This is a genomic window from Streptomyces sp. a15, assembly GCF_059026085.1.
On record NZ_JBWLKM010000013.1, the window covers coordinates 1 to 19,379 of the forward strand.

Here is a 19,379-nt window from a genome sequence, read left to right on the forward strand (position 1 = left end):
GTTGCACCCGTGCCCTGGGGAGACTGCGCGAGCTCCTCGGCGATGACCTCGCCGAGTACTTCATTCCCTGACCCACCTTTCACCACCGACCTCCCCCCTCCTCCCCCCCCTCCTACCCCTTTTCTCCCCCCCCCCCCCCCCCCCCCGAGCATCGATTCGCCCCAGCTTTCGCAGCCTGGGTGAAGCCGCTTCCCGGACGGAGGGGCGCGTCCCATCATGGGAGCACTCCGGGGCGCCGCCCGCGGCCACCGGCCTGCAGAGCCGACGCCCCGGGGCCTATGACTTCGGGGGCGTCATGGCGATTTCGCTCGGGGTACGCATATCGGGGCTCCTGCTCGCGGGAGCACTGGCGATCGGCACGGCCGCGGCATGCGGCAGGGGCGGCGGCGGTGACGACGCGGGCGGCGGGTCCGGCGGCGGCACGAGCGTGTCGGGCGGTGGCACCGGCGGGGGCGACGGAGGGGCGAGCAGTACGGGCGGCTCCGGCGAGGGAACACCGACGTGGCGCCCGGATGACGGTACCGGGGGCGGCGACGGGTCCAACGGGTCGGGGGGCGGCGGGAGTTCGAGTGGTTCGGGTGGGTCAGGGGGATCCGGGGGATCCGGGGGATCCGGGTCCGGCGGCTCGAGCGGGTCTCAGGGTTCCGGAGACTCCGGAGGTTCAGGAGGCTCCGGAACCCCCGGAGGTTCCGCAGGCTCGGGGAGCGGCGGAAACTCGGGCCGCGGAGGCGGGCGTATCGAGGGACCCTCCTGGTTACCACCGGGGCCGAAGTCGCCCAACACCGACGCCGAGGACGACCCGGAGACTGCCTACGACCTGCTCGGCGAGGCCCCGCAGAACTGCGGGACAACCGCCGAACTGATCTCGGCGAAACCACGGACCGACGAGTGGCGCGTGCTCGGCGCACTGGCCGAGGCCTGCAAGGCCGTACAGGGCCAGGGTGGCAGCTGGGACACGGCCGCCACGGAATACGCCGCGCTCCAGGGCAGGCTCACCGGCTGCAAGGGGAGGAAGGCTCATGCCGTACTCGGCGAAGTCCTGCGTTTCCACCGGCAACAGCCCTCCGCCACCGCGCGATTGACGCCGTCCTCGGCCGGCGGCAGTGACGTCTGCTCCTTCCGGATCATCTCCGTGCACGTCGGCGACGACGGCACGGCCAGGCCGGGCGACACGATCACGGTCAAGGTCGGCGGCATCTACTTCGACAAGGCGGAGCTGCTGGGCGGAGCGAGCAGCATGACCATCGCCGGGATCCCCGTCGATCTTCCTGACGACGATCCGAACCCGAAAGCCGAGCCACCCGACCAGTTGACCTTCGACGTGGTCGTCCCCACGCCGGACTCGGGCGGCTATCCGCGGAGCGCCACCGTGCGCCTCGACCACAACGGTGGCGACGGGACGGCAACCCTGGACGACGCCTTCTCCCTCGTCGCCCCGGCCACGGCCGGCTCCACCGACCCGTCGCCGGTCGAGTCACGGGACGGAAGCCCTTCGACCGCCGCCACCCCGTGAGCGACCGCACCCACCTGAGCCGCCTGCGTACGGCGGTGACACGCACCCGGGCCGCACTCCGCCGTACGCCGCCCACGCCCGACCCCGCGCCCACGCCCGACCCGGAGCCGCAACCCGTACCCCCCGAGCCCACGCCCACACCCGACCCGGAGCCGCAACCCATACCCCCCGAGCCCACGCCCACACCCGACCCGGAGCCGCAACCCATACCCCCCGAGCCCCCGCCCGTCGCCCCCAAGTGGCTCGAACTCCTGGGCACCGCAGGCTCGTTCCTCTCCCTCTTCACCGCCGTCCTCTTCTACTTCGGCTGGGCCAGCACGGACGCCGAGACCCGGGCTCTGGGCCTGCGGGACACCCTCTTCCGGTTCTCCACGGCCGACTATCTGCTGCGGAGTGTGGACGCGCTGTACCTCCCCGTCCTCGTGGCGGCCGCCGTCTCGATCGCGGCGACGGCGTTGCACCAGCGGGTGCAGCGCGATCCGGCGCGCGCCGCGCGGGCGCTGCGGGCGCTACGGCACGCATGGGTGCCGTCGGTGCTCCTCCTGCCGGTCTACTACGTGGCCCAGGACGTCCTCGAACTCATCCTCCCGCTGCTGATCCTGACCGGCGTGCTGGTCAGCGCCTACGCGCGCACCCGACCGGGATCCGACGCGACGGCGCCCCGGCCCGGGGCCGCGCGGATCTGGGCGCCGGCCCTGCTGGTCGCCGTCATCGCGCTGTTCTGGGCCGTGTACGCGTACGCCGGGATCGTCGGCCGGGGCCGTGCCGCCACGACGGCCGCCACAGTCGACCAAGGGTTCCCGGCCGTCGTCGTCTTCAGCGAGCAGGACCTGCTGATCCGTGGCGGCGGCAGTTGCTTCGCCGTCGTCGACGCGAAGGGCAGCCCCTACCGTTACCGGTACGCCGGGCTACGGCTGTTCCATGTCTCCGGTGACCGTCTGTTCCTCGTGCCCAGGTACTGGGCGCCCTGGAAGGGCAGGCTGTACGTCCTGCGGGAACAGGACAAGACCCTGCGGGTGGAGTACGTCAGCGGGCAGGACTACCGGGCGACGGAATGCCCTTGACCGGTCACGGACGCCACAGCGGATGTTCCCGCTCCGCCCACTCCCGGCTCACCGCCCCCGTCCGCATCCCCCGCCGCGCCTCCGGATCCCCCAGCGCCATGCCGATGTGCCCGGCGAGGACGATGCCGATGGTCAGCGCCAGCCAGTCGTGGACGAAGGTCGCGCTGGTGCGCCACATCAGCGGGGTGAGGTGGGTGAACCACATGATCAGTCCCGTGCCGAGCATGACCAGGGTGGCGCCGGCGACCCAGGCCGCGTACACCTTCTGGCCGGCGTTGAACTTGCCCGCCGGGCGGGCTGCGCGCCGCTTGTCGCGGCGCAGGGCGGCGCGCAGCCAGAGACGGTCGTGCGGGCCGAAACGGTTGAGGAAGCGCAGGTCGGCGCGGAACGCGCGGGAGACGAGGCCCGCCAGGACCGGCACCGGCAGGGCGAGGCCGGCCCACTCGTGGACGCGGACGACCAGTTCGCGGCGGCCGACGAGTTCGGCGAGCTGGGGGACGTACAGACAGGCCGCCGTCACCACGCACACGCCCATCAGGACGGCCGTCGTCCGGTGCACCCACCGTTCGGCCCGGGTGAAGCGGCGCACCCGCGTGGTCGGCGGGGTGTCAGCTCGTAGGCTCATCGTCCCGCCCGTTCGAACGGCCCACCCAGGCGTCGATGTCGTATCCCCGCTTCTCCCAGTAGCCCGGCTTCACGTCCTCGGTGACGGTGATGCCGGAGAGCCACTTGGCCGACTTGTAGAAGTACATGGGTGCCACATAGAGGCGGACCGGGCCGCCGTGGGAGTGGCCGAGGTCCTTGTCCTGCATGCGCAGGGCGACCAGAACGTCCGCGCGGCGGGCCTGGTCGAGGGTGAGGCTCTCGCTGTAGGCGCCGTCGAAGCAGGTGAAACGCACCGCCCCGGCCGAGGGGCGCACTCCCGCGGCGTCCAGGAGCCGGGACAGGCGTACCCCCTCGAAGGGGGTGTCGGGGACCCGCCAGCCGGTGACGCACTGGACGTCCTTGACCATGCGGGTCTGCGGCAGGGCTCGGAGGTCGGCCAGCGTGTACGTCTTCGGGCGGTCGACCAGGCCGTCGATGGTGAGCCGGTAGTTCTCGGCGTTCTTGCGGGGCACGGAGGACGTGACCGAGTAGTAGCGGAAGCCGCCGCCGTTCGGGAGCAGGCCCGTCAGGCCGGTGGGGTCCTTGTCGGCGGCGCTGCCGAGGAAGGCCTCCAGGCCGCGTTGCAGGGTGGGCGCGGCGACGACGCCCAGCGCGCCCAGGCCGAGGGTGCCGAGGAAGACGCGGCGGCCGACGGGCGTGCCGCGTGCCTCGGGCTGGTCCGTGCCCGTTCCGCCCGATTCCTCGGGCCGTTCGGTGTTCACGGGTTCATCGGAGTTCACGGGTTCATTCGAACACCCGCGACCCGGGGGCGGCCAGGGGTCGCGGGTGCTCGTCAGGGTTCCGTCATCACTTCTTACGCGAATCCCAGGTGGTGACGACGGTGATCACAACGGTCACGACGGTGGTCACGGCGTCTTCTCCGCCGCCTTCTCCAGCTGGAACGCCTCGTTGCCGAGCCCGATGCGGGCGTGCGCCTCGGGTGCCCTGGAGCGCAGGACCAGGCCCTGGACCAGGCCGATCACCAGGGCGAGGCCGATGATGCCGGGCAGTGCCCAGCTCAGGGCGGAGCCGGGGCCGGCGCCGACCAGGACGTCGAAGTCCCTGACCGTGTAGCCGGCGATCACCAGGAGGGCGATGCCCGCGAGGGCGGAGGTGACCAGGCGCCAGGCCTGGGCGCCCGCGGCGCCGCGGCGGGCGAAGAACACGACGACCGAGAGGGAGGCCGCCGCCATCAGCACGATCACGCCGAGCGCGCCGAGGTTGCCGCACCAGGTGAACAGGTGCAGGACGGGGGCGGTGGGGTCGCCGACCGGCTTGTCGTCGGCGACCGCGAAGGCGGCCACGACCAGGACGGACACGGCCGTCTGGAGCAGGGAGCCGGTGCCGGGGGCGCCGCTCGCGCCGGTGGTCCGGCCGAAGGCGGCGGGCAGCAGGCCTTCGCGGCCCATGGCGAAGGCGTACCGGGCGACGACGTTGTGGAAGCTGAGCAGGGCCGCGAACATGCCGGTCACGAACAGGATGTGCAGGACGTCCGTGAAGGTGCCGCCGAGCCGGGCCTCGGTGAGGGTGAAGAGGAGTCCGGCGCTCTGCTGCCGTGCCTCGCCGACGATCGCCGCGGGGCCGGTGGCGACGGTGAGGGCCCAGCTGCTGAGCGCGAAGAAGACGGCGACCCCGCCGACCGCCAGGAACATCACGCGCGGCACCAGGATGTGCGGGCGGCTGGTCTCCTCGGCGTACACGGGCGCCTGCTCGAAGCCGAGGAAGGCGGCGATGCAGAAGCACAGGGCGGTGCCGAGCCCGGCGCCGGTGAGCGTGTCCGGGTTGAAGGCGTGCAGGGACAGGCCCTGCGGGCCGGGGTCGGCGACGGCCGCCACGTCGAAGATGACGACCAGGGCGACCTCCACGATCAGCAGAACGCCCAGCACGCGCGCGTTGACGTCGATCTTCAGCCGGCCCAGCGCGCCGACCACGAGGGCGGCCGCCAGTGCCGGTATCCACCAGGCGATCTCCAGGTCGGCGTAGGTGGCGAACAGGCCGGCGACCTCGAAGCCGAAGATGCCGTAGATGCCGACCTGGAGCGCGCTGTAGGCGACGAGGGCGACCAGGGCGGCGCTCGCGCCGGCGGTGCCGCCGAGGCCGCGGGAGATGTACGCGTAGAAGGCGCCGGCGTTGTGGACGTGCCGGCTCATCTCCGCGTAACCGATGCCGAAGAGGACCAGAACGACGCCGAGGACGACGAAGAGGAGCGGCTGCCCGACGACGCCCATCACCGCGAATGTGGTGGGCATGACACCCGCGACCACCATGAGGGGGGCGGTCGCGGCGAGGACGGAGAGCAGCAGGCCACCGGTGCCGAGGCGGTCGGAGCGCAGGGCGCGCTCCTGTCCCTTGAACGTACTGATGCCGCCCGGGGTGGTGCTGCTGCGCGAACTGTCCGTGGTCACGGGGAGACCGTCCTTTTCCGGGAGATGGGCATTACGCCGTGCCGAGCGCGCCGGCGCGGGCGGCACGGAAGGCGGGGCAGGGGTCGCGGTCCGGGTACGACCACGGTGCCGGGGTCACGTGGTCGCCGATGCGGTGGAAGAGGGCGGCCGCCTCGGCGCCCCGGCCCTCGCAGACCTTGGCGTGGGCGAGGAAGTTGAGGTCGACCAGTCGGCGCGGGTGGCCCTCGTGCTCCCACTCCAGCCACCAGTCGAAGGCGGCCTTCATCACCTGCCGGGCCCGGCGCCCGGCCCAGTGCCCGCAGGCGGCCGGGTCCGGGGGCTCGTGCCCGGCGGCGGCCAGCACGCGGTAGCGCTCGGCGTGCGCGACGACCGGGAGGATCGCGAGCGGGGAGTCGGCGGGGGCCTGCTCGGCGGCCCAGTGGGCGAAGTCGTACACCTCGTGCAGGGGGTCCGGGCCGGCCTCGGAGCGGTGCTCGGCGAGGTGGGCGACCATCAGGTGATGGGCGTGGTGGTGGTCGGCGTACCGCGCCCGGACCTCGCCGAACAGCCGGACGGTCTCCTCGCCGGCGCCGAGGTCCCGCTCCAGCATGAGCAGGCCGAGCCAGGGGGTGGGGTCGGCGGGCGCGAGAGCGGCGGCGGTCCGGCAGGCCTCGCGGGCCGTGACCGGTTTCTCCTTGCCCCGCAGGGCCCGCCGGACCTGGGCGAGGGCGAGCAGGACGGCCGCGTCGGCCGACTCCGGCTCGGCGAGCAGCCAGTCGCCGGCCCACGCGGCGCTGTAGGGCTCCAGGGCGAGCACCGTCACCCGGTGCCCCCGCCGGTCCCAGTCGTCCCCCGTCCGGGCCAGCAGCGCACGGGCGGCCTGCCATCGCCCCTGCGCCAAGGCGGCCCGGGCGGCGACGAGTTCGCTGTCGTCGAGGGCGGCGTCGAGGATCTGAGCGGCGGCGCGCTTGCGACTGCGCCCGAGGGGTGGCGGGGGTGGGGACACCGCGGGGACTTCCTCACACGACGCGGCTCGTCGTCGGTATGCGGCCGACGTGGCGGCCGGCCTTCTGGTCTGGACGTTTCGGCTTGCCATCAGCTGATCACTCACAGCCAATCCTCAGCCAACGCTTTCCGTCAAGGGGGATACCGGCGTTACACGCGTCAACTTCCGTGACCTGAAAGGGACTTGTGGAGCGGCGGGCGAGACCGGACACGGATCGCCGGTTCCGTTGTGGCCCACGCCATGGCGCGGACCCGCCAGGACCCCGCACGATGGTCGACACGGTCGCGCGCCCGCCCCGTCGGCCGGGGCGCCGGGATCGAGTCAACCGCCCGGGTTCTCGGGCACTCCCAGGGGCATGGCGGACCCTGGGACGCTACAGTCGGCCGCCCACGCTCCCCGTGGCCCCGCCGGATGATCTCGAGGTACGCAGCGTGTCGGTTCTGGTCCTGGTTCTCGCCCTGAGCGCGGCCTGCTGTCTGGGCTTCGGATTCGTGCTCCAGCAGAACGCCGCCCGCCAGGCCCCGCTGAGCGACTTCCTCTCCCCCCGCCTGCTGCTCGACCTGATGAAGGTGCCGCGCTGGCTCGGCGGCATCGGGCTGATGGTGGCCGGCATGGCCCTCGGCGCGATCGCGCTGGGCCAGGGCGAGATCTCCCTGGTGGAGCCCCTCCTCGCCACCAACCTGCTGTTCGCCCTCGCCCTGTCCCGCAAGCAGAGCAAGCAGCCGCTGGGCCGCCAGGGCTGGGCGGGCCTCGTGCTGCTCGCGGGCGGGGTGACCACGTTCATCGTGGCGGGCGAGCCACGCGGCGGCACCGCGCTCACCGACCCGCTGCGCCACTGGCTGATCATCGGCGCCATGGTCGGCCTCGCCCTGCTGCTCACGACCTACGCCAAGCGCTCCCGGCTGAGCTCCGGCCCGGTCCTGCTCGCCCTGGCCGCCGGTCTGCTGTACGGCGTCCAGGACGCACTGACCCAGGTGAGCGGCCAGCGTTTCTCCGAGGGCGGCCTGGTGGAGCTGCTGACCGGCTGGCAGCCGTACGCCGTGCTGCTGCTCGGCGTCACCGGGCTCATCCTGGTGCAGAGCGCGTTCGAGACCGCTCCCCTGCGGATGTCGCTGCCCGCCCTGACCGCGGCCCAGCCGCTGGCCGGGATCATCTGCGGCGTCGGCTTCCTCGGCGACCGGCTGCGCACCGACACGGGCGCGCTGGCCTGGGAAGCGGCGGGACTCGCGGCGATCGTCGTGGGCATCGTGGTCCTCGGCATGCATCCGGCGATGCCGTGCACGCAGACCGAGCGGGCGCGGGACCTTCAGCGCACTGACGCCCGGGCCTGATTCGACCCCTGCTTGGATGGGGCCATGAGCGCTGCTGACGAGATCCTCGACATCGTCGACGAGAACGACACGGTCATCGGACAGTCGCCGCGGGGCGAGGCGTACGCGAAGGGCCTGCGCCACCGCTGCGTCTTCATCCAGGCCCGGGACGCAGAGGGCCGGATCTTCGTCCACCGCCGCACACCGGCCAAGCTGGTCTTCCCCTCCCTGTACGACATGTTCGTCGGCGGAGTGGTCGGCGCGGGCGAGTCCTACGACGACGCGGCCCTGCGCGAGGCCGAGGAGGAACTGGGCGTGAGCGGGCTGCCGCGCCCCGAGTACCTCTTCAAGTTCCTCTACGACGACGGTGCCGGCCGGACCTGGTGGTCCTCGGTGTACGAGGTCCGCTGCGATCCTCCGGTCAGCCCGCAGGTGGAGGAGGTCGCCTGGCACGACTTCCTGCCGGAGGACGAGGTGCTGCGCCGGCTGAGGGAGTGGGAGTGGGTGCCGGACGGGCTGGACGCGTACGAGCGGCTGCGGGCCTACCGCTCTATGGGCTGAGCCGCTGAGCCGACCGGTCCGCCGAGCAGTGCTACGGCCGGACCGGTCCGGCCGTACCTGTACCGCCGCTCAGCGGGCTGTTGCCCGGAGCGGCCCAGTAGGGGCTCTCCCAGAAGGGATGGTCGAGGAACCCCTCGGCCGCCTCCGGAGCCGCCTGAGCCGTCATGCCCACGGCGACGAGCGCGGCGGCGATCCGCTCCACCGCCTCCTCCACGGGTGTCTCCGCGTCGCCGAACGCCTGGAGCAGCAGGAGCAGCCGCAGGTCGGGATCGCGTACGCCCTCGGCGTCCGCCGGGGTCGAGTCGGCAACGGCGACCAGATCCGGCCAGGACAGTCCCGGCCCGGTGAAGTGGCCCTCGCTGGAAGCCAGGACGGTCTCCCGGGCCTGGTCGGGGTGGGTGAGCAGGTAGTCCGTGCCCGGGTCGTCGGGGAGGTTCCGGTGCACGATCCAGAGCAGGTGCCCGCCGGGCAGCGGTATGCGGTACGCGGGCCAGACCTCCGTCGCCCCGTACAACGCCTCGCCCGCCGCGTCCACGTCCGCCGTGTCGGCGCCGAACACCTCTGGCTCGTCGGCGAACCCGTCCCAGGTGGGGCCGAAGTAGGCGGGCCAGAACCCGGGCAGGTCGAGCAGCTGCTCGGCGGGGGCGATGCCGTGCCCGGCCTCCGCGTACCGGGCCAGTGACGTGGGAACATCCATGCCCCCGAACGGTAGCGGGCGGCACTGACAACGCCCCGTGGCAGTGCCCCCGGTAGGGTCCTGCACGTGATCGGTTTCGCACGCACCGTCCGGCTCTGGTTCGACCCCCGGGAGATCCGGCAGGAGGGCGTCACCCCCGACTACCGCTTCTCGCTGGCGAACGAGCGCACCTTCCTGGCCTGGCTGCGCACCGCGCTCGCGCTGATCGGCGGCGGCTTCGCCGTGGACCAGTTCCTGCCGGACCTGCGCTGGGGCTGGCGGGTGGGGCTCGCGCTCGCGCTGCTCGCGGCGGGCGTGCTGTGCTCGCTGCGGGCGGTCAACCACTGGGTGCGCTGCGAGCGGGCCATGCGCCGCGGCGAGGACCTTCCGGTGTCCCGGTTCCCGGCGCTGCTGAGCCTCGCGGTCGCGGTCGTGGCCGTCGCGATGGTCGTCGTGGTGCTCGTCGGGTGGGAGGGATGAGCGGGACGGCCGCCCGGCCGGCTTCGGACCGGGACCCCGGGCTCCAGCCCGAGCGGACCCGGCTGGCCTGGCGGCGTACGACCCTGTCCAGCACCGCAGCCGCCATCCTCGCCATGAAGACAACGCTGCACGGTGGAGTCTCGGCACCCGGGATCGTCGTCTGCGCCCTGTGCTGCGTCCTCTGGCTGGCCTTCCTGCTCATCGCCCACCACCGCATCCGCGCCCTGTCCGCCACGAGCAGCCCGACGGCACTCACCCCCCGGCACGCGACGGCAGGTGCGCTGCTCACGGTGGGGCTCGCGGTGTGCGCGGCGGCGCTGGTCTTCTAGGCGGCGCGCTGTCCGGGCAGCCTGGCGCGGTCCTGGCAGCGAACTGGCGACGGGCCCCCTAGGCGATCCCACGGGCCTCGCAGGCCAACCGGCGACGGGCCTCGCAGGCGATCCGGCGCGGATCTCGTACGCGCCCCGGCACGAACCTCGTACGCCAACCGGCGCGGGCCCTCGATGGCATTCCGGCGACGGGCCCTCGTAGGCGATCCGGCGCGGATCTCATACGGGCCGCGGCACGGACCTCGTACGCCAGCCGGCACGGGCCTCGAAGGCCAGCCGGCGCGAGCCTCGCAGCCCAATCGGCGCGGGCCTCGTGGGCAATCCGGCGCGGCCCTCCCACGCGCCCCGGCGCGGATCTCGTACGCCAACCGGCGCGACCCTCGAAGGCCAACCGGCACGGGCCTCGCAGCCCAACCGGCACGGGCCCTCCTACGCGCCCCGGCGCGGATCTCGTACACCTCCGGCACAGATCCTCGTACACGACCTTGATCCGTTCTTGGGCCGCTCTTGAGGAGCGAGCCCCCTGGCGCCGCCTTACCGTCGGAGACGACGGGCTTCGTGGGCCCGCCCCTCAGGGGTACCCGGACGCCACGCCAGGTCCGAATCGCCGGATACGCGGCGTTCGCGTGGCAGCCTGTCCGACGTCATCACCCGCACCTTCGAAGGTGAGCACCATGACCACCCTCCACCAGGAACACGCCTCCCACACGCACACGCACGGCCCGGACTGCGGCCACGCCACGGTGCCGCACGGCGACCACGTCGACTACGCGCACGACGGGCACATGCACCGCGAGCACAGCGGGCACTGGGACGAGTGCGAACCCTCCGGGCACGTCTCGCACGAGAGTCACGACCACCGGCACGGCCAGGACTGCGGGCACCCGAGCGTCCTGCACGGCGACCACGTGGACTATCTGCACGACGGCCACCGGCACGCCGAACACGAGGGCCACTGGGACGACCACTGAGCCGACCTGGCCGAGAAGTCACCACCTGCAGCTCCCCAGCGCCCTGCGCGGGGAGCTGCAGGCCTATCGTGGCCCCGATCACGTTCCGCCCACCTACTGGACGACATACCGACCGGTCGGCATCATGGTCATGTCGCGTTCACCCGTCCGTAGGAGCATTGATGAGTCCCGACCATCCGCCCGGTCTCGATCTCGACCGGCTGCGCGGCCTGCTCGACCGTGAGCGGCCCGGCCTGGTGCACGGCCCGCTGACCGGCCGACTGATCGAGGGCGGACGGTCGAACCTCACCTACGCGGTCTCCGACGGCACCTCGAAGTGGGTCGTACGGCGGCCCCCGCTCGGCCATGTCCTGGCCACCGCGCACGACATGAAGCGCGAGCACCGGGTGATCAGCGCGCTGTACCCGACGAACGTGCCGGTGCCGCGTCCGGTGCTGCTGTGCGATAACCCCGAGAACGGGGCGGTGCTCGGAGCGCCCTTCTACGTCATGGAGTTCGTCGAGGGCACGCCGTACCGCACCGCCGACCAGCTCGCCCCGCTCGGCCCGGAGCGCACCCGGGGTGCCGTGCTGGCCCTGGTGGACACGCTCGTGGAGCTGCACGCGGTGGACCCCGCCGAGGTCGGACTCGGCGACTTCGGCCGCCCGGAGGGCTTCCTCGACCGCCAGTTGCGGCGCTGGGGCAAGCAGCTGGACGCCTCCCGCAACCGCGAGCTGGCCGGCATCGACGAGCTGCACGCAACCCTCGGCCGGCGGCTGGCGCACTCCCCCGCCCCGACCGTCGTGCACGGCGACTACCGGCTCGACAACGTCCTGATCGGCGACGACGACAAGATCAAGGCGATCCTCGACTGGGAGATGTCGACGCTCGGCGACCCGCTCACCGACCTCGGCCTGCTAGTGATGTACAGCCTGCCGCTCGGCATGCCCGACTCCCCCGTGTCCACCACCGCCGAGGCCGCCGGGCACCCGAGCCCCGCCGAGCTGATCGAGCGGTACGCGGCGCGTTCGGGGCGCGATGTCTCCGCGGTCGCCTGGTACACGGCCTTCGCCTGGTTCAAGCTCGCCGTGATCCTGGAGGGCATCCACTACCGCTACACCCTGGGCCAGACGGTCGGCCCGGGCTTCGACCGCATCGGTGACCTGGTCCCGGTCTTCATCGGGCACGGCCTGACCACTCTTCAGGAAGGCTGACACACCATGGACTTCGCGTTCGACGCACGCACCGAGGAGCTGCGCGCCAAGCTGCTCGCCTTCATGGACGAGTACGTCTACCCGGCCGAGGCGGTCGCGGAGGAACAGCGCGCCCTGCTGGCCTCGCCGTGGGACACCCCGGCCGTGGTCGAGGAGCTGAAGGCGGAGGCACGCCGGCAGGGCCTGTGGAACCTCTTCCTTCCCGACACCGAGTACGGCGCCGGCCTCACCAACCTCCAGTACGCGCCGCTCGCCGAGATCACCGGCCGTTCCCCGCAGCTCGCTCCCACCGCGCTGAACTGCGCGGCGCCGGACACCGGGAACATGGAGGTGCTGACGCAGTTCGGCGACGAGCAGCAGAAGAAGCAGTGGCTGGAGCCGCTGCTGGCCGGTGAGATCCGCTCGGCGTTCGCGATGACCGAGCCGGAGGTGGCCTCCTCGGACGCCACGAACATCACCACGCACATAGAGCGAGCCTCCGACGGCACGGACGAGTACGTCATCACGGGCCGCAAGTGGTACATCTCCGGGGCGATGAACCCGGACTGCAGGATCTTCATCGTGATGGGCAAGACGGACCCGGACGGGGCCGACATCCGCCGCCAGCAGTCCATGATCCTCGTCCCCCGCGACACCCCGGGTGTCACGGTCGAGCGCGCCATGAAGGTGTTCGGCTACGAGGACCACTACCACGGCGGTCACGCCGAGGTGGTCTTCGACCACGCGCGCGTGCCGGTGTCCAATCTGATCGGTGAGGAGGGCGGCGGCTTCGCCATCGCCCAGGCCCGGCTGGGTCCCGGCCGGATCCATCACTGCATGCGGCTGGTCGGCATGGCCGAGCGGGCGATCGAGCTGATGTGCCGGCGGGCCGTGTCCCGTTCCGCCTTCGGCAAGGCACTGGCCCAGCAGGGCGTCGTCCACAACTGGATCGCCGATGCGCGGGTCACCGTCGAGCAGCTGCGGCTGCTGGTGCTGAAGACGGCCTGGCTGATGGACACGGTCGGCAACCGGGGCGCCCATGCAGAGATCCAGGCCATCAAGATCGCCACGCCCCGCGCGGTCGTCGACATCATCGACCGGGCCATCCAGCTGCACGGCGCGGGCGGCGTCAGCCAGGACTTCCCTCTCGCCGAGCTCTACGCCGGCGCCCGCACGCTGATGATCGCGGACGGTCCGGACGAGGTGCACCAGCGGTCGCTGGCGCGGCGCGAGCTGAAGCAGTACGTGTGAGGTGAAGGATGCGGGGCGGCCGCCTGGGTGGCAGCCGCCCCGCACGCGCGCGTGGCTTACGGCCGCAGCGCCCGCAGCAGCAGGTCCGCGAGGTGGTCGGCGACCTCCTGGGGGCTCATCTGGCCTTCGGGGCGGTACCAGGTCGACAGGTGGTGGACCGAGCCGAAGTGGTAGTCCACGACCAGGTCGGCCGGGGTCGCCTTCGAGAACACTCCCGCCTCCTGGCCCTCCTCGATGAGCGCGCGGAAGCGTTCGTGGTAGCGCCGGCGCTCGGCGCGGACCTGCTTGTTCTTCTCGGGGCTCAGGTGGTGCATCGAGCGGAAGAAGATCGACGCGTCGTCGAGGTTGTCGATGGTGGTGACGACGACGTCGGCCGCCGCCCCCCTGAGGCGCTTCTCGATCGGCTCGTCGGCGTTCGCGAACGCGTCGAGTCTCTCCTGCTGGACGCGCAGCACGCGCGCGTACACCTCGTGCAGGAGGTCGTCCTTGGAGCCGAAGTAGTGGTACAGCGCCCCCTTGGTGACACCGGCCGCCTCGACGATCTCCTGCACCGAGGTGCGGTCGTAGCCCTGCTCGGCGAAGAGCCGGGTGGCGGCGGCGAGGAGCCGCTGCGGCACGGGGGTACCGTCACCGTCCGTAGTCCTGGGCACTGCCGCCACCTGCCTTCCGAGACTTTCTTCTGTTGCTGTTTCTAGCCCTGCGGGCGGGAACGCAGTTCCCGCCGGAGGATCTTCCCACTCGCCGTCTTCGGCAGGTCGGGCAGGATCTCCACCTGACGCGGGTATTTGTAGGCGGCCAGTCTCTCCTTGCAGTACGCGGCGAGTGCAGCCGGGTCCGTGTCGGAGCCCGGACGGAGGCTGATGTACGCCTTGACGGTCTCCCCGCGGTACCCGTCGGGCACCCCGACGACGGCCGCCTCGCGCACCGCCGGGTGGGTGTAGAGCACGTCCTCGACCTCGCGGGGCCACACCTTGAAGCCGGCCGCGTTGATCATGTCCTTCTTGCGGTCGACGACGTACAGCCAGCCCTGCGGGTCCATGAAGCCGATGTCCCCGGTGCGCAGCTCGCCGTCCGGGAAGGTCTCGGCGGTGGCCTCGGGGCGCCGCCAGTAGCCGGGGACGACCTGCGGCCCCCGTACGAGGATCTCGCCCTGCTCCCCGAAGGGCACCTCGGCGCCCTGGTCGTCGACGATCCGTACCACCGTGTCGGGGCCGGGCGCGCCCACGGCCAGTGTCCCGGAGGCCGGGTCGACGGGCGCCTCCAGGTCCGGCGGTACGGAGGCGCAGGGCGCGGTGCACTCGGTGAGCCCGTAGCCGTTGCGGATGTACGGCCCGAAGCCGGCCCGGAACTTCTCCACCAGGGCGGGCGGCAGGGGGGCGCCCCCGGAGGAGATGTTCACGAAGGACGAGAAGTGGTCCGGGGTGACGTCGGGATGGGCGGCCAGCGCCATGAAGGCGGTGGACGGCCCGACCGTGTAGTGCGGCCGGTGCTCGGCGAAGGCGTCCAGCACGACACCGGCCTCGAAGCGATACGCCAGGACGAGCGTGCCCGCGCTGTTCAGACAGGCGCCGAGCTGGCAGACCATGCCGGTGATGTGGAACAGCGGCGCCATCGCGAAGTAGACGGGCGCCTCGGGCAGAGCCAGGCCGGTCCGCTGCCGCTCGGCGTTGTGCATGATGTTGCCGTGCGTGTTGGTGGCGCCCTTGGGAGCGCCACTGGTTCCCGAGGTGTAGCTGATCAGGGCGACATCGGAGGGGCCCGCGTCGCGGTCCTCGGGCGCCTTGTGACCGGCGCGGGCGACGGCCGTCAGGTCGTCGGCGTCGGCGGCCAGAGGCAGCCGCTCGAAGGTCAGCACGCGCGCGTCCCCGCGGTTCTGGAAGTCCAGCTCGCAGCCGGTCAGCACGATGCGTACGGGCGAGTCGGCCGCCGTCTCGCGCAGATACGACTCCCAGGCCCGGTCCGAGCAGACCAGCACGGCCACCTCGCCGTCCCGCAGGACATGCCCGACCTCCCCCGACTTGTACATCGGGTTGACGGGCACCACGGTCGCGCCTGCCTTCCAGGCACCGAGCAGGGCGAGCACGAAGTGCGGGGAGTTCTGCAGCAGGATCGCCACCCGGTCGCCGCGCTCCAGGCCGCGGGCGGCGAGGTGCCCGGCGACGGAGTCGCTCAGCTCGTCGACCTCGCGGTAGGTCAGACGGCCGTCGAAGTAGGCGAGGAAGGTGCGGTCCGGGGTGTCGGCGACTGCCCGGCGCAGGGCATGCACCAGCGAGTCGGCGGGGTCGATCGGGGCGCGCTGGGCGTCGTTGAGCAGGCCGAGCCAGGGCTTGGCCGCGTAACGGGAGTCGGTCACCGGCTCGCCTCCCACTTCTGCTGGAGGTGGTTCATGTTGGTCAGCCAGCGGTCGGGGTGGGCGGCCCTGGCCTGGTAGTACCCGGCGACCTCGGGGTGCGGCAGGATCAGGAAGCGGTCCTCCTCGATGCCCTTGAAGAGGGCGTCCGCCACCTCCGCCGGGGCGATCGCGGTCGGCTGGAGGACCAGGTCGCCCGCGCTGCCGGTGGCTGCCAGCATGTCGGTGCGCACGCCCTGCGGACAGATAGCGTGGACCTTCAGACCGCGGTGCCGGTACGTCAGCGACAGCCACTCGGCGAAGGCGTACGCACCGTGCTTGGTGACGCTGTAGGGCGCGGCGCCGATCATGGTGAGCAGTCCGGCGGCCGACACGGTGGAGACGAAACGGCCGCTGCCGCGCTCCAGCCAGCCCGGGAGCAGTTCGTGGGCCGCGCGGACGTGTGCCATGACGTTCACCTCCCAGGACAGCGCCCAGGGCCGCTCGTCGAACGCCTCGCCGGTCTCCCCGCCCTCGAAGGCGACGCCCGCGTTGGCGCAGTACACGTCGACCGTGCCGCCCAGCGCCTCACGGGCCTCGCCGACGATCGCCGAGGCGTCGCCCGGAACGGCGATGCCGCCGATCTCCTCGGCGACGGCCTTCGCCCGCTCGGCGTCCAGGTCGTTGACGACGACCCGGGCCCCCTCGGCGGCGAAACGCCGGGCCAGCGCGGCCCCGATGCCACCCCCGGCCCCCGTGACGACCACACCAGCACCCTGCACGGCTTCCACCATCGGTCTCCTTCGACGCGACGAGAATCGACTCTGCCCCCGCAACGGCCAGACTAACCGGTCGGTATGTTGCAGGGGAAGGGCAACTGCAACGCCCCCAGGGGCGCGGGCCTGTGTCAATGTGCGGCTCCGCCGCGTGGGCGCGACCAGCCACAGACGACCCGCACCTTCCACACAACCCGCGGAAGCACATACCGTGCCCATGCCGACGTCCACATCCCAGGAGGTCACATGCACCTACCCAGACGGACCTTCCTCGCCGCAACAACGGCAGCAGCAGCAGTCCCCGCAGCCTCCCCGACCTTCGCGGCCACCCGCCGGAGGCGAACCGGCTTCGAGAACCTGGCCGCAGACGGCTACGCCCAGCTCAGCGGCCAGCGCACCGGCATCGTCACCAACCCCACCGGCGTCACCAGGGACGTCCGCCACATCGTCGACGTCATGCACGCCGACGACCGCGTGAACCTCACCGCCGTCTTCGGCCCCGAGCACGGCTTCCGGGGCACCGCGCAGGCGGGCGGCTCCGAGGGCCGCTACGACGACCCGGCGACCGGCCTACCCGTCTACGACACGTACCTGAAGAGCGGCCGGCCGCTCGCCGACATCTTCACCGCGTCCGGCGTGGACACCGTCGTCTTCGACATCCAGGACGTGGGCGCGCGCTTCTACACGTACATCTGGACGCTGTACGACTGCATGGAGGCCGCCCGGCTCGCGGGGAAGCGGTTCGTGGTCCTGGACCGGCCCAACCCGGTGACCGGACGGGCGGCCCTGGGACCCGTACTGCACAAGGAGTTCGCGACCTTCGTCGGGCGGCAGCCGATCGCGCAGGCGCACGGGATGACAGTCGTGGAGCTGGCCCGCTTGTTCAACGGGGAGTTCCTGGCCGCGCCGGTGGAGCTGGACGCCGTACTGATGAGCGGGTGGAAGCGGTCCGAGTGGTACGACGACTCGGGGCTGCCCTGGGTGCCGCCGAGCCCGAACATGCCGACGCCGGAGACCGCCCTGGTGTACTCGGGGACGTGCCTCTTCGAGGGGACGAACCTCTCGGAGGGGCGTGGCACGACCCGCCCCTTCGAACTGCTCGGCGCGGAGGGCGTCGACGGGCGGTGGGCCGAGGCGGCGAACGGACTCGGGCTGCCCGGGGTGCGCTTCAGGGAGGCGTACTTCGCACCCACCTTCTCCAAGTTCCAGGGGAAGACGATCGGGGGCGTGCAGGTCCATGTGCACGACCGGGACGCCTACGACCCCGTACGCACCGGGATCGCGCTCCTGGTGACCGCCAAGAAGGTGTGGAGCGGCTTCGCCTGGCGTGCGGACAACTGGATCGACAAGCTCACGGGTTCCACGCTGGTGCGCACGATGATCGACGCGGGGGCGGGTGCCGACGAGGTGGTGGCGGGCTGGGAGGAGGAGCTGGCGGCCTTCCGGAGGGTGCGGCGGGAGTACCTCGTCTACCGGTGAGCCGATGATTCACCCGGATGAGTCACGACGTATGGCCAACTCCGAGGGGTAGCGGGACGATGCGCGCACATCGCACCGCTCCGGGGGACGAGGGGGCCCGTCATGGCAGAGCCGGCAATGAGCGTGAGTCCGTACTGGGAGCTCACTTTCGACGCGGACGGGGACACGGACGGCGGGAAGCGGGACCGGCTGCTGGCCGGGGTCGCGGAACACGACGTGCGCGACCTCGTGGTCTTCTCGCACGGCTGGAACAGCGACCGCTCGGGGGCCACCCGCCTCTACAGCCGCTTCTTCGCCCCGATCCCGGCGCTCGCCCCGGCGGCCAGACTCGGGTACGTCGGTGTCGTCTGGCCGTCGATGCGGTTCTCCGACGAGCCGATCCCGGACTTCCCGCGGGCCGTGGCCGCCGAGCTGCCGCCGCGTCCGGCGCTCGACAAGGACACCCGGCACGCGCTGCTGGAGACCTTCCCCGGGCGGGCGACCGTGATCGACCAGATCGCGCGGATGCTGGACCAGCAGCCGCGCGAGGAGCGGGAGCTGGAGGAGTTCGGGCGGCTGGTGCGCCTGCTGGTGGACGTCGTGCCGCCGGGACCGCAGGTGCTGTTCGCGGCGGACACGATGGCTGAAGGGGTGCAGCAGAGCGAGCCCCTGATGTTCTCGGGGTCCACGGCGGAGATCTGCGAGGAGTTCGCGCGGGCGCTGGCGGAACTCGAGTCCCCGGGCGGGGCGGCCGGGTTCTCGCTGCCCAACCCGTGGGACGGCGCGCACGAACTGCTGCGCCAGGCGACGTACTACGCCATGAAGCGGCGCGCGGGGACCGTCGGCGAGCGCGGACTCGGGCGGGTGGTCGGGCAGTTGGCCGCGAAGGCACCGAACGTGCGGGGGCACCTGGTGGGGCACAGCTTCGGCGCCCGGCTGGTGTCGTTCGCGCTGCGCGGGCTGCCGCAGGGCGTGCGCACGGTGAAGTCGGTGACGCTGCTCCAAGGAGCCTTCTCCCACTACGCGTTCGCGGCGCGGCTGCCGCACGACGCGCGCGCGGGAGGGGTGCTCCAGGGGCAGCACCTACGGATCGACGGCCCCTTGGTGTGCTGTCACTCCCGGCACGACTCGGCCCTCGGGACCCTCTACCCGCTGGCCTCGCGGATGGCGGGCGACGCGCAGGGAGCCGCCGCCGAACTGGCCCTGGCACGCGGCCTCGGTGCCAAGTGGGGGGCGATGGGCTACGGCGGCGTGCAGGCGGTGCCGGGCACCCAGTCGTTCACGCTCGCCGCCGCGTTGAAGGCGAAGCTGCCGGCCTCGGGGTGCGTGAACGTCGACGCGGCCGAGGTGGTCAGGCGCGGCGGAGCGCCGTCCGGCGCGCACAGCGACATCGTGCACCGGGAGCTGGCACAGCTGGTGGTGGCGGCGGGCCGCATCCGCTGACCCGCCGCCAC

19 protein-coding genes are annotated in these 19,379 nt (G+C 72.2%); 11 read left to right on the forward strand and 8 right to left on the reverse strand.

Annotation, left to right across the window (positions count from 1 at the left end; genetic code table 11):
- Positions 1 to 895: 895 nt before the first annotated feature.
- Entirely contained in the window at positions 896 to 1,513 is a 618-nt protein-coding gene (locus tag AC5P09_RS16105) for a hypothetical protein (protein WP_493874563.1), read from the forward strand.
- The gene (locus AC5P09_RS16110) at positions 1,510 to 2,577 is read left to right on the forward strand and encodes a hypothetical protein (RefSeq protein WP_493874564.1); all 1,068 of its coding nucleotides are present in this window, start codon (positions 1,510 to 1,512) and stop codon (positions 2,575 to 2,577) included. The genes AC5P09_RS16105 and AC5P09_RS16110 overlap by 4 nt, the downstream gene beginning before the upstream one ends.
- Positions 2,578 to 2,581: 4 nt before the next feature.
- On the opposite strand, the gene AC5P09_RS16115 is transcribed toward AC5P09_RS16110, so the two are convergent.
- The 4 genes from AC5P09_RS16115 to AC5P09_RS16130 all read right to left on the reverse strand — a co-directional run bounded on the left by AC5P09_RS16115 (position 2,582) and on the right by AC5P09_RS16130 (position 6,612).
- Complete coding sequence (locus AC5P09_RS16115) at positions 2,582 to 3,202, reverse strand: cytochrome b/b6 domain-containing protein (protein ID WP_493874565.1); 621 nt, start codon at positions 3,200 to 3,202, stop codon at positions 2,582 to 2,584.
- Positions 3,186 to 3,944 (reverse strand): molybdopterin-dependent oxidoreductase, encoded by a 759-nt coding sequence (locus AC5P09_RS16120; RefSeq protein WP_493874566.1) that lies wholly within the window; start codon positions 3,942 to 3,944, stop codon positions 3,186 to 3,188. The genes AC5P09_RS16115 and AC5P09_RS16120 overlap by 17 nt, the downstream gene beginning before the upstream one ends.
- A 144-nt stretch (positions 3,945 to 4,088) precedes the next feature.
- Entirely contained in the window at positions 4,089 to 5,627 is a 1,539-nt protein-coding gene (locus AC5P09_RS16125) for an APC family permease (protein ID WP_493874567.1), read from the reverse strand.
- A gap of 31 nt (positions 5,628 to 5,658) precedes the next feature.
- The gene (locus AC5P09_RS16130) at positions 5,659 to 6,612 is read right to left on the reverse strand and encodes a hypothetical protein (protein WP_493874568.1); all 954 of its coding nucleotides are present in this window, start codon (positions 6,610 to 6,612) and stop codon (positions 5,659 to 5,661) included.
- A 431-nt stretch (positions 6,613 to 7,043) separates the two neighbouring features.
- Here AC5P09_RS16130 and AC5P09_RS16135 point away from each other — a divergent pair, with 431 nt between their 5' ends.
- Positions 7,044 to 7,943 (forward strand): DMT family transporter, encoded by a 900-nt coding sequence (locus tag AC5P09_RS16135; protein ID WP_493874569.1) that lies wholly within the window; start codon positions 7,044 to 7,046, stop codon positions 7,941 to 7,943.
- 24 nt (positions 7,944 to 7,967) lie between these two features.
- Positions 7,968 to 8,483 carry an NUDIX hydrolase gene (locus tag AC5P09_RS16140; protein WP_493874570.1) on the forward strand — a complete coding sequence of 172 codons (516 nt, stop codon included), beginning with the start codon at positions 7,968 to 7,970 and terminating at the stop codon, positions 8,481 to 8,483.
- A gap of 31 nt (positions 8,484 to 8,514) precedes the next feature.
- Here AC5P09_RS16140 and AC5P09_RS16145 read toward each other — a convergent pair whose 3' ends face one another.
- Positions 8,515 to 9,180, reverse strand: coding sequence for a hypothetical protein (locus AC5P09_RS16145; protein WP_493874571.1), 666 nt, complete (start codon positions 9,178 to 9,180; stop codon positions 8,515 to 8,517).
- Positions 9,181 to 9,246: 66 nt separating this feature from the next.
- Between AC5P09_RS16145 and AC5P09_RS16150 the strand changes: the two genes are divergently transcribed.
- The 5 genes from AC5P09_RS16150 to AC5P09_RS16170 all read left to right on the forward strand — a co-directional run bounded on the left by AC5P09_RS16150 (position 9,247) and on the right by AC5P09_RS16170 (position 13,362).
- On the forward strand, positions 9,247 to 9,639 hold the full coding sequence (locus AC5P09_RS16150) for a YidH family protein (protein ID WP_388355897.1): 393 nt from the start codon (positions 9,247 to 9,249) through the stop codon (positions 9,637 to 9,639).
- Positions 9,636 to 9,968, forward strand: a complete 333-nt coding sequence (locus AC5P09_RS16155; protein ID WP_493874572.1) for a DUF202 domain-containing protein — start codon at positions 9,636 to 9,638, stop codon at positions 9,966 to 9,968. The genes AC5P09_RS16150 and AC5P09_RS16155 overlap by 4 nt, the downstream gene beginning before the upstream one ends.
- Before the next feature lie 674 nt (positions 9,969 to 10,642).
- Positions 10,643 to 10,939, forward strand: a complete 297-nt coding sequence (locus AC5P09_RS16160) for a hypothetical protein (protein WP_493874573.1) — start codon at positions 10,643 to 10,645, stop codon at positions 10,937 to 10,939.
- 161 nt (positions 10,940 to 11,100) lie between these two features.
- Complete coding sequence (locus AC5P09_RS16165; protein WP_493874574.1) at positions 11,101 to 12,132, forward strand: phosphotransferase family protein; 1,032 nt, start codon at positions 11,101 to 11,103, stop codon at positions 12,130 to 12,132.
- A 6-nt stretch (positions 12,133 to 12,138) separates the two neighbouring features.
- A complete protein-coding gene (locus AC5P09_RS16170) occupies positions 12,139 to 13,362 on the forward strand; it encodes an acyl-CoA dehydrogenase family protein (protein ID WP_493874575.1) in 1,224 nt (407 codons plus the stop codon).
- A 56-nt stretch (positions 13,363 to 13,418) separates the two neighbouring features.
- Here the strand turns inward: AC5P09_RS16170 and AC5P09_RS16175 are convergent, their stop codons facing one another.
- Genes AC5P09_RS16175 through AC5P09_RS16185 form a run of 3 tightly spaced genes read right to left on the reverse strand, consistent with a single transcriptional unit; the run spans position 13,419 to position 16,485 of the window.
- The gene (locus tag AC5P09_RS16175) at positions 13,419 to 14,012 is read right to left on the reverse strand and encodes a TetR/AcrR family transcriptional regulator (RefSeq protein ID WP_493874576.1); all 594 of its coding nucleotides are present in this window, start codon (positions 14,010 to 14,012) and stop codon (positions 13,419 to 13,421) included.
- A 41-nt stretch (positions 14,013 to 14,053) separates the two neighbouring features.
- The gene (locus AC5P09_RS16180; protein ID WP_493874577.1) at positions 14,054 to 15,715 is read right to left on the reverse strand and encodes a class I adenylate-forming enzyme family protein; all 1,662 of its coding nucleotides are present in this window, start codon (positions 15,713 to 15,715) and stop codon (positions 14,054 to 14,056) included.
- On the reverse strand, positions 15,712 to 16,485 hold the full coding sequence (locus tag AC5P09_RS16185) for an SDR family oxidoreductase (protein ID WP_493874578.1): 774 nt from the start codon (positions 16,483 to 16,485) through the stop codon (positions 15,712 to 15,714). The genes AC5P09_RS16180 and AC5P09_RS16185 overlap by 4 nt, the downstream gene beginning before the upstream one ends.
- A gap of 228 nt (positions 16,486 to 16,713) precedes the next feature.
- On the opposite strand from AC5P09_RS16185, the gene AC5P09_RS16190 reads away from it, so the two are divergent.
- Complete coding sequence (locus tag AC5P09_RS16190) at positions 16,714 to 17,946, forward strand: exo-beta-N-acetylmuramidase NamZ family protein (RefSeq protein WP_493874579.1); 1,233 nt, start codon at positions 16,714 to 16,716, stop codon at positions 17,944 to 17,946.
- 102 nt (positions 17,947 to 18,048) lie between these two features.
- Positions 18,049 to 19,368: a serine-threonine protein kinase gene (locus AC5P09_RS16195; protein ID WP_493874580.1), complete on the forward strand. Its 1,320-nt coding sequence runs from the start codon at positions 18,049 to 18,051 to the stop codon at positions 19,366 to 19,368.
- Positions 19,369 to 19,379 lie beyond the last annotated feature (11 nt).

What these genes read in the sequence shown, in the direction of transcription:
- AC5P09_RS16165 (WP_493874574.1), top strand. Translation starts at nt 11,101, where the DNA reads ATGAGTCCCGACCATCCGCCCGGTCTCGATCTCGACCGGCTGCGCGGC.
- AC5P09_RS16145 (WP_493874571.1), bottom strand. Translation starts at nt 9,180, where the DNA reads ATGGATGTTCCCACGTCACTGGCCCGGTACGCGGAGGCCGGGCACGGC.
- AC5P09_RS16140 (WP_493874570.1), top strand. Translation starts at nt 7,968, where the DNA reads ATGAGCGCTGCTGACGAGATCCTCGACATCGTCGACGAGAACGACACG.
- AC5P09_RS16155 (WP_493874572.1), top strand. Translation starts at nt 9,636, where the DNA reads ATGAGCGGGACGGCCGCCCGGCCGGCTTCGGACCGGGACCCCGGGCTC.
- AC5P09_RS16190 (WP_493874579.1), top strand. Translation starts at nt 16,714, where the DNA reads ATGCACCTACCCAGACGGACCTTCCTCGCCGCAACAACGGCAGCAGCA.
- AC5P09_RS16160 (WP_493874573.1), top strand. Translation starts at nt 10,643, where the DNA reads ATGACCACCCTCCACCAGGAACACGCCTCCCACACGCACACGCACGGC.
- AC5P09_RS16115 (WP_493874565.1), bottom strand. Translation starts at nt 3,202, where the DNA reads ATGAGCCTACGAGCTGACACCCCGCCGACCACGCGGGTGCGCCGCTTC.
- AC5P09_RS16170 (WP_493874575.1), top strand. Translation starts at nt 12,139, where the DNA reads ATGGACTTCGCGTTCGACGCACGCACCGAGGAGCTGCGCGCCAAGCTG.
- AC5P09_RS16185 (WP_493874578.1), bottom strand. Translation starts at nt 16,485, where the DNA reads ATGGTGGAAGCCGTGCAGGGTGCTGGTGTGGTCGTCACGGGGGCCGGG.
- AC5P09_RS16195 (WP_493874580.1), top strand. Translation starts at nt 18,049, where the DNA reads ATGGCAGAGCCGGCAATGAGCGTGAGTCCGTACTGGGAGCTCACTTTC.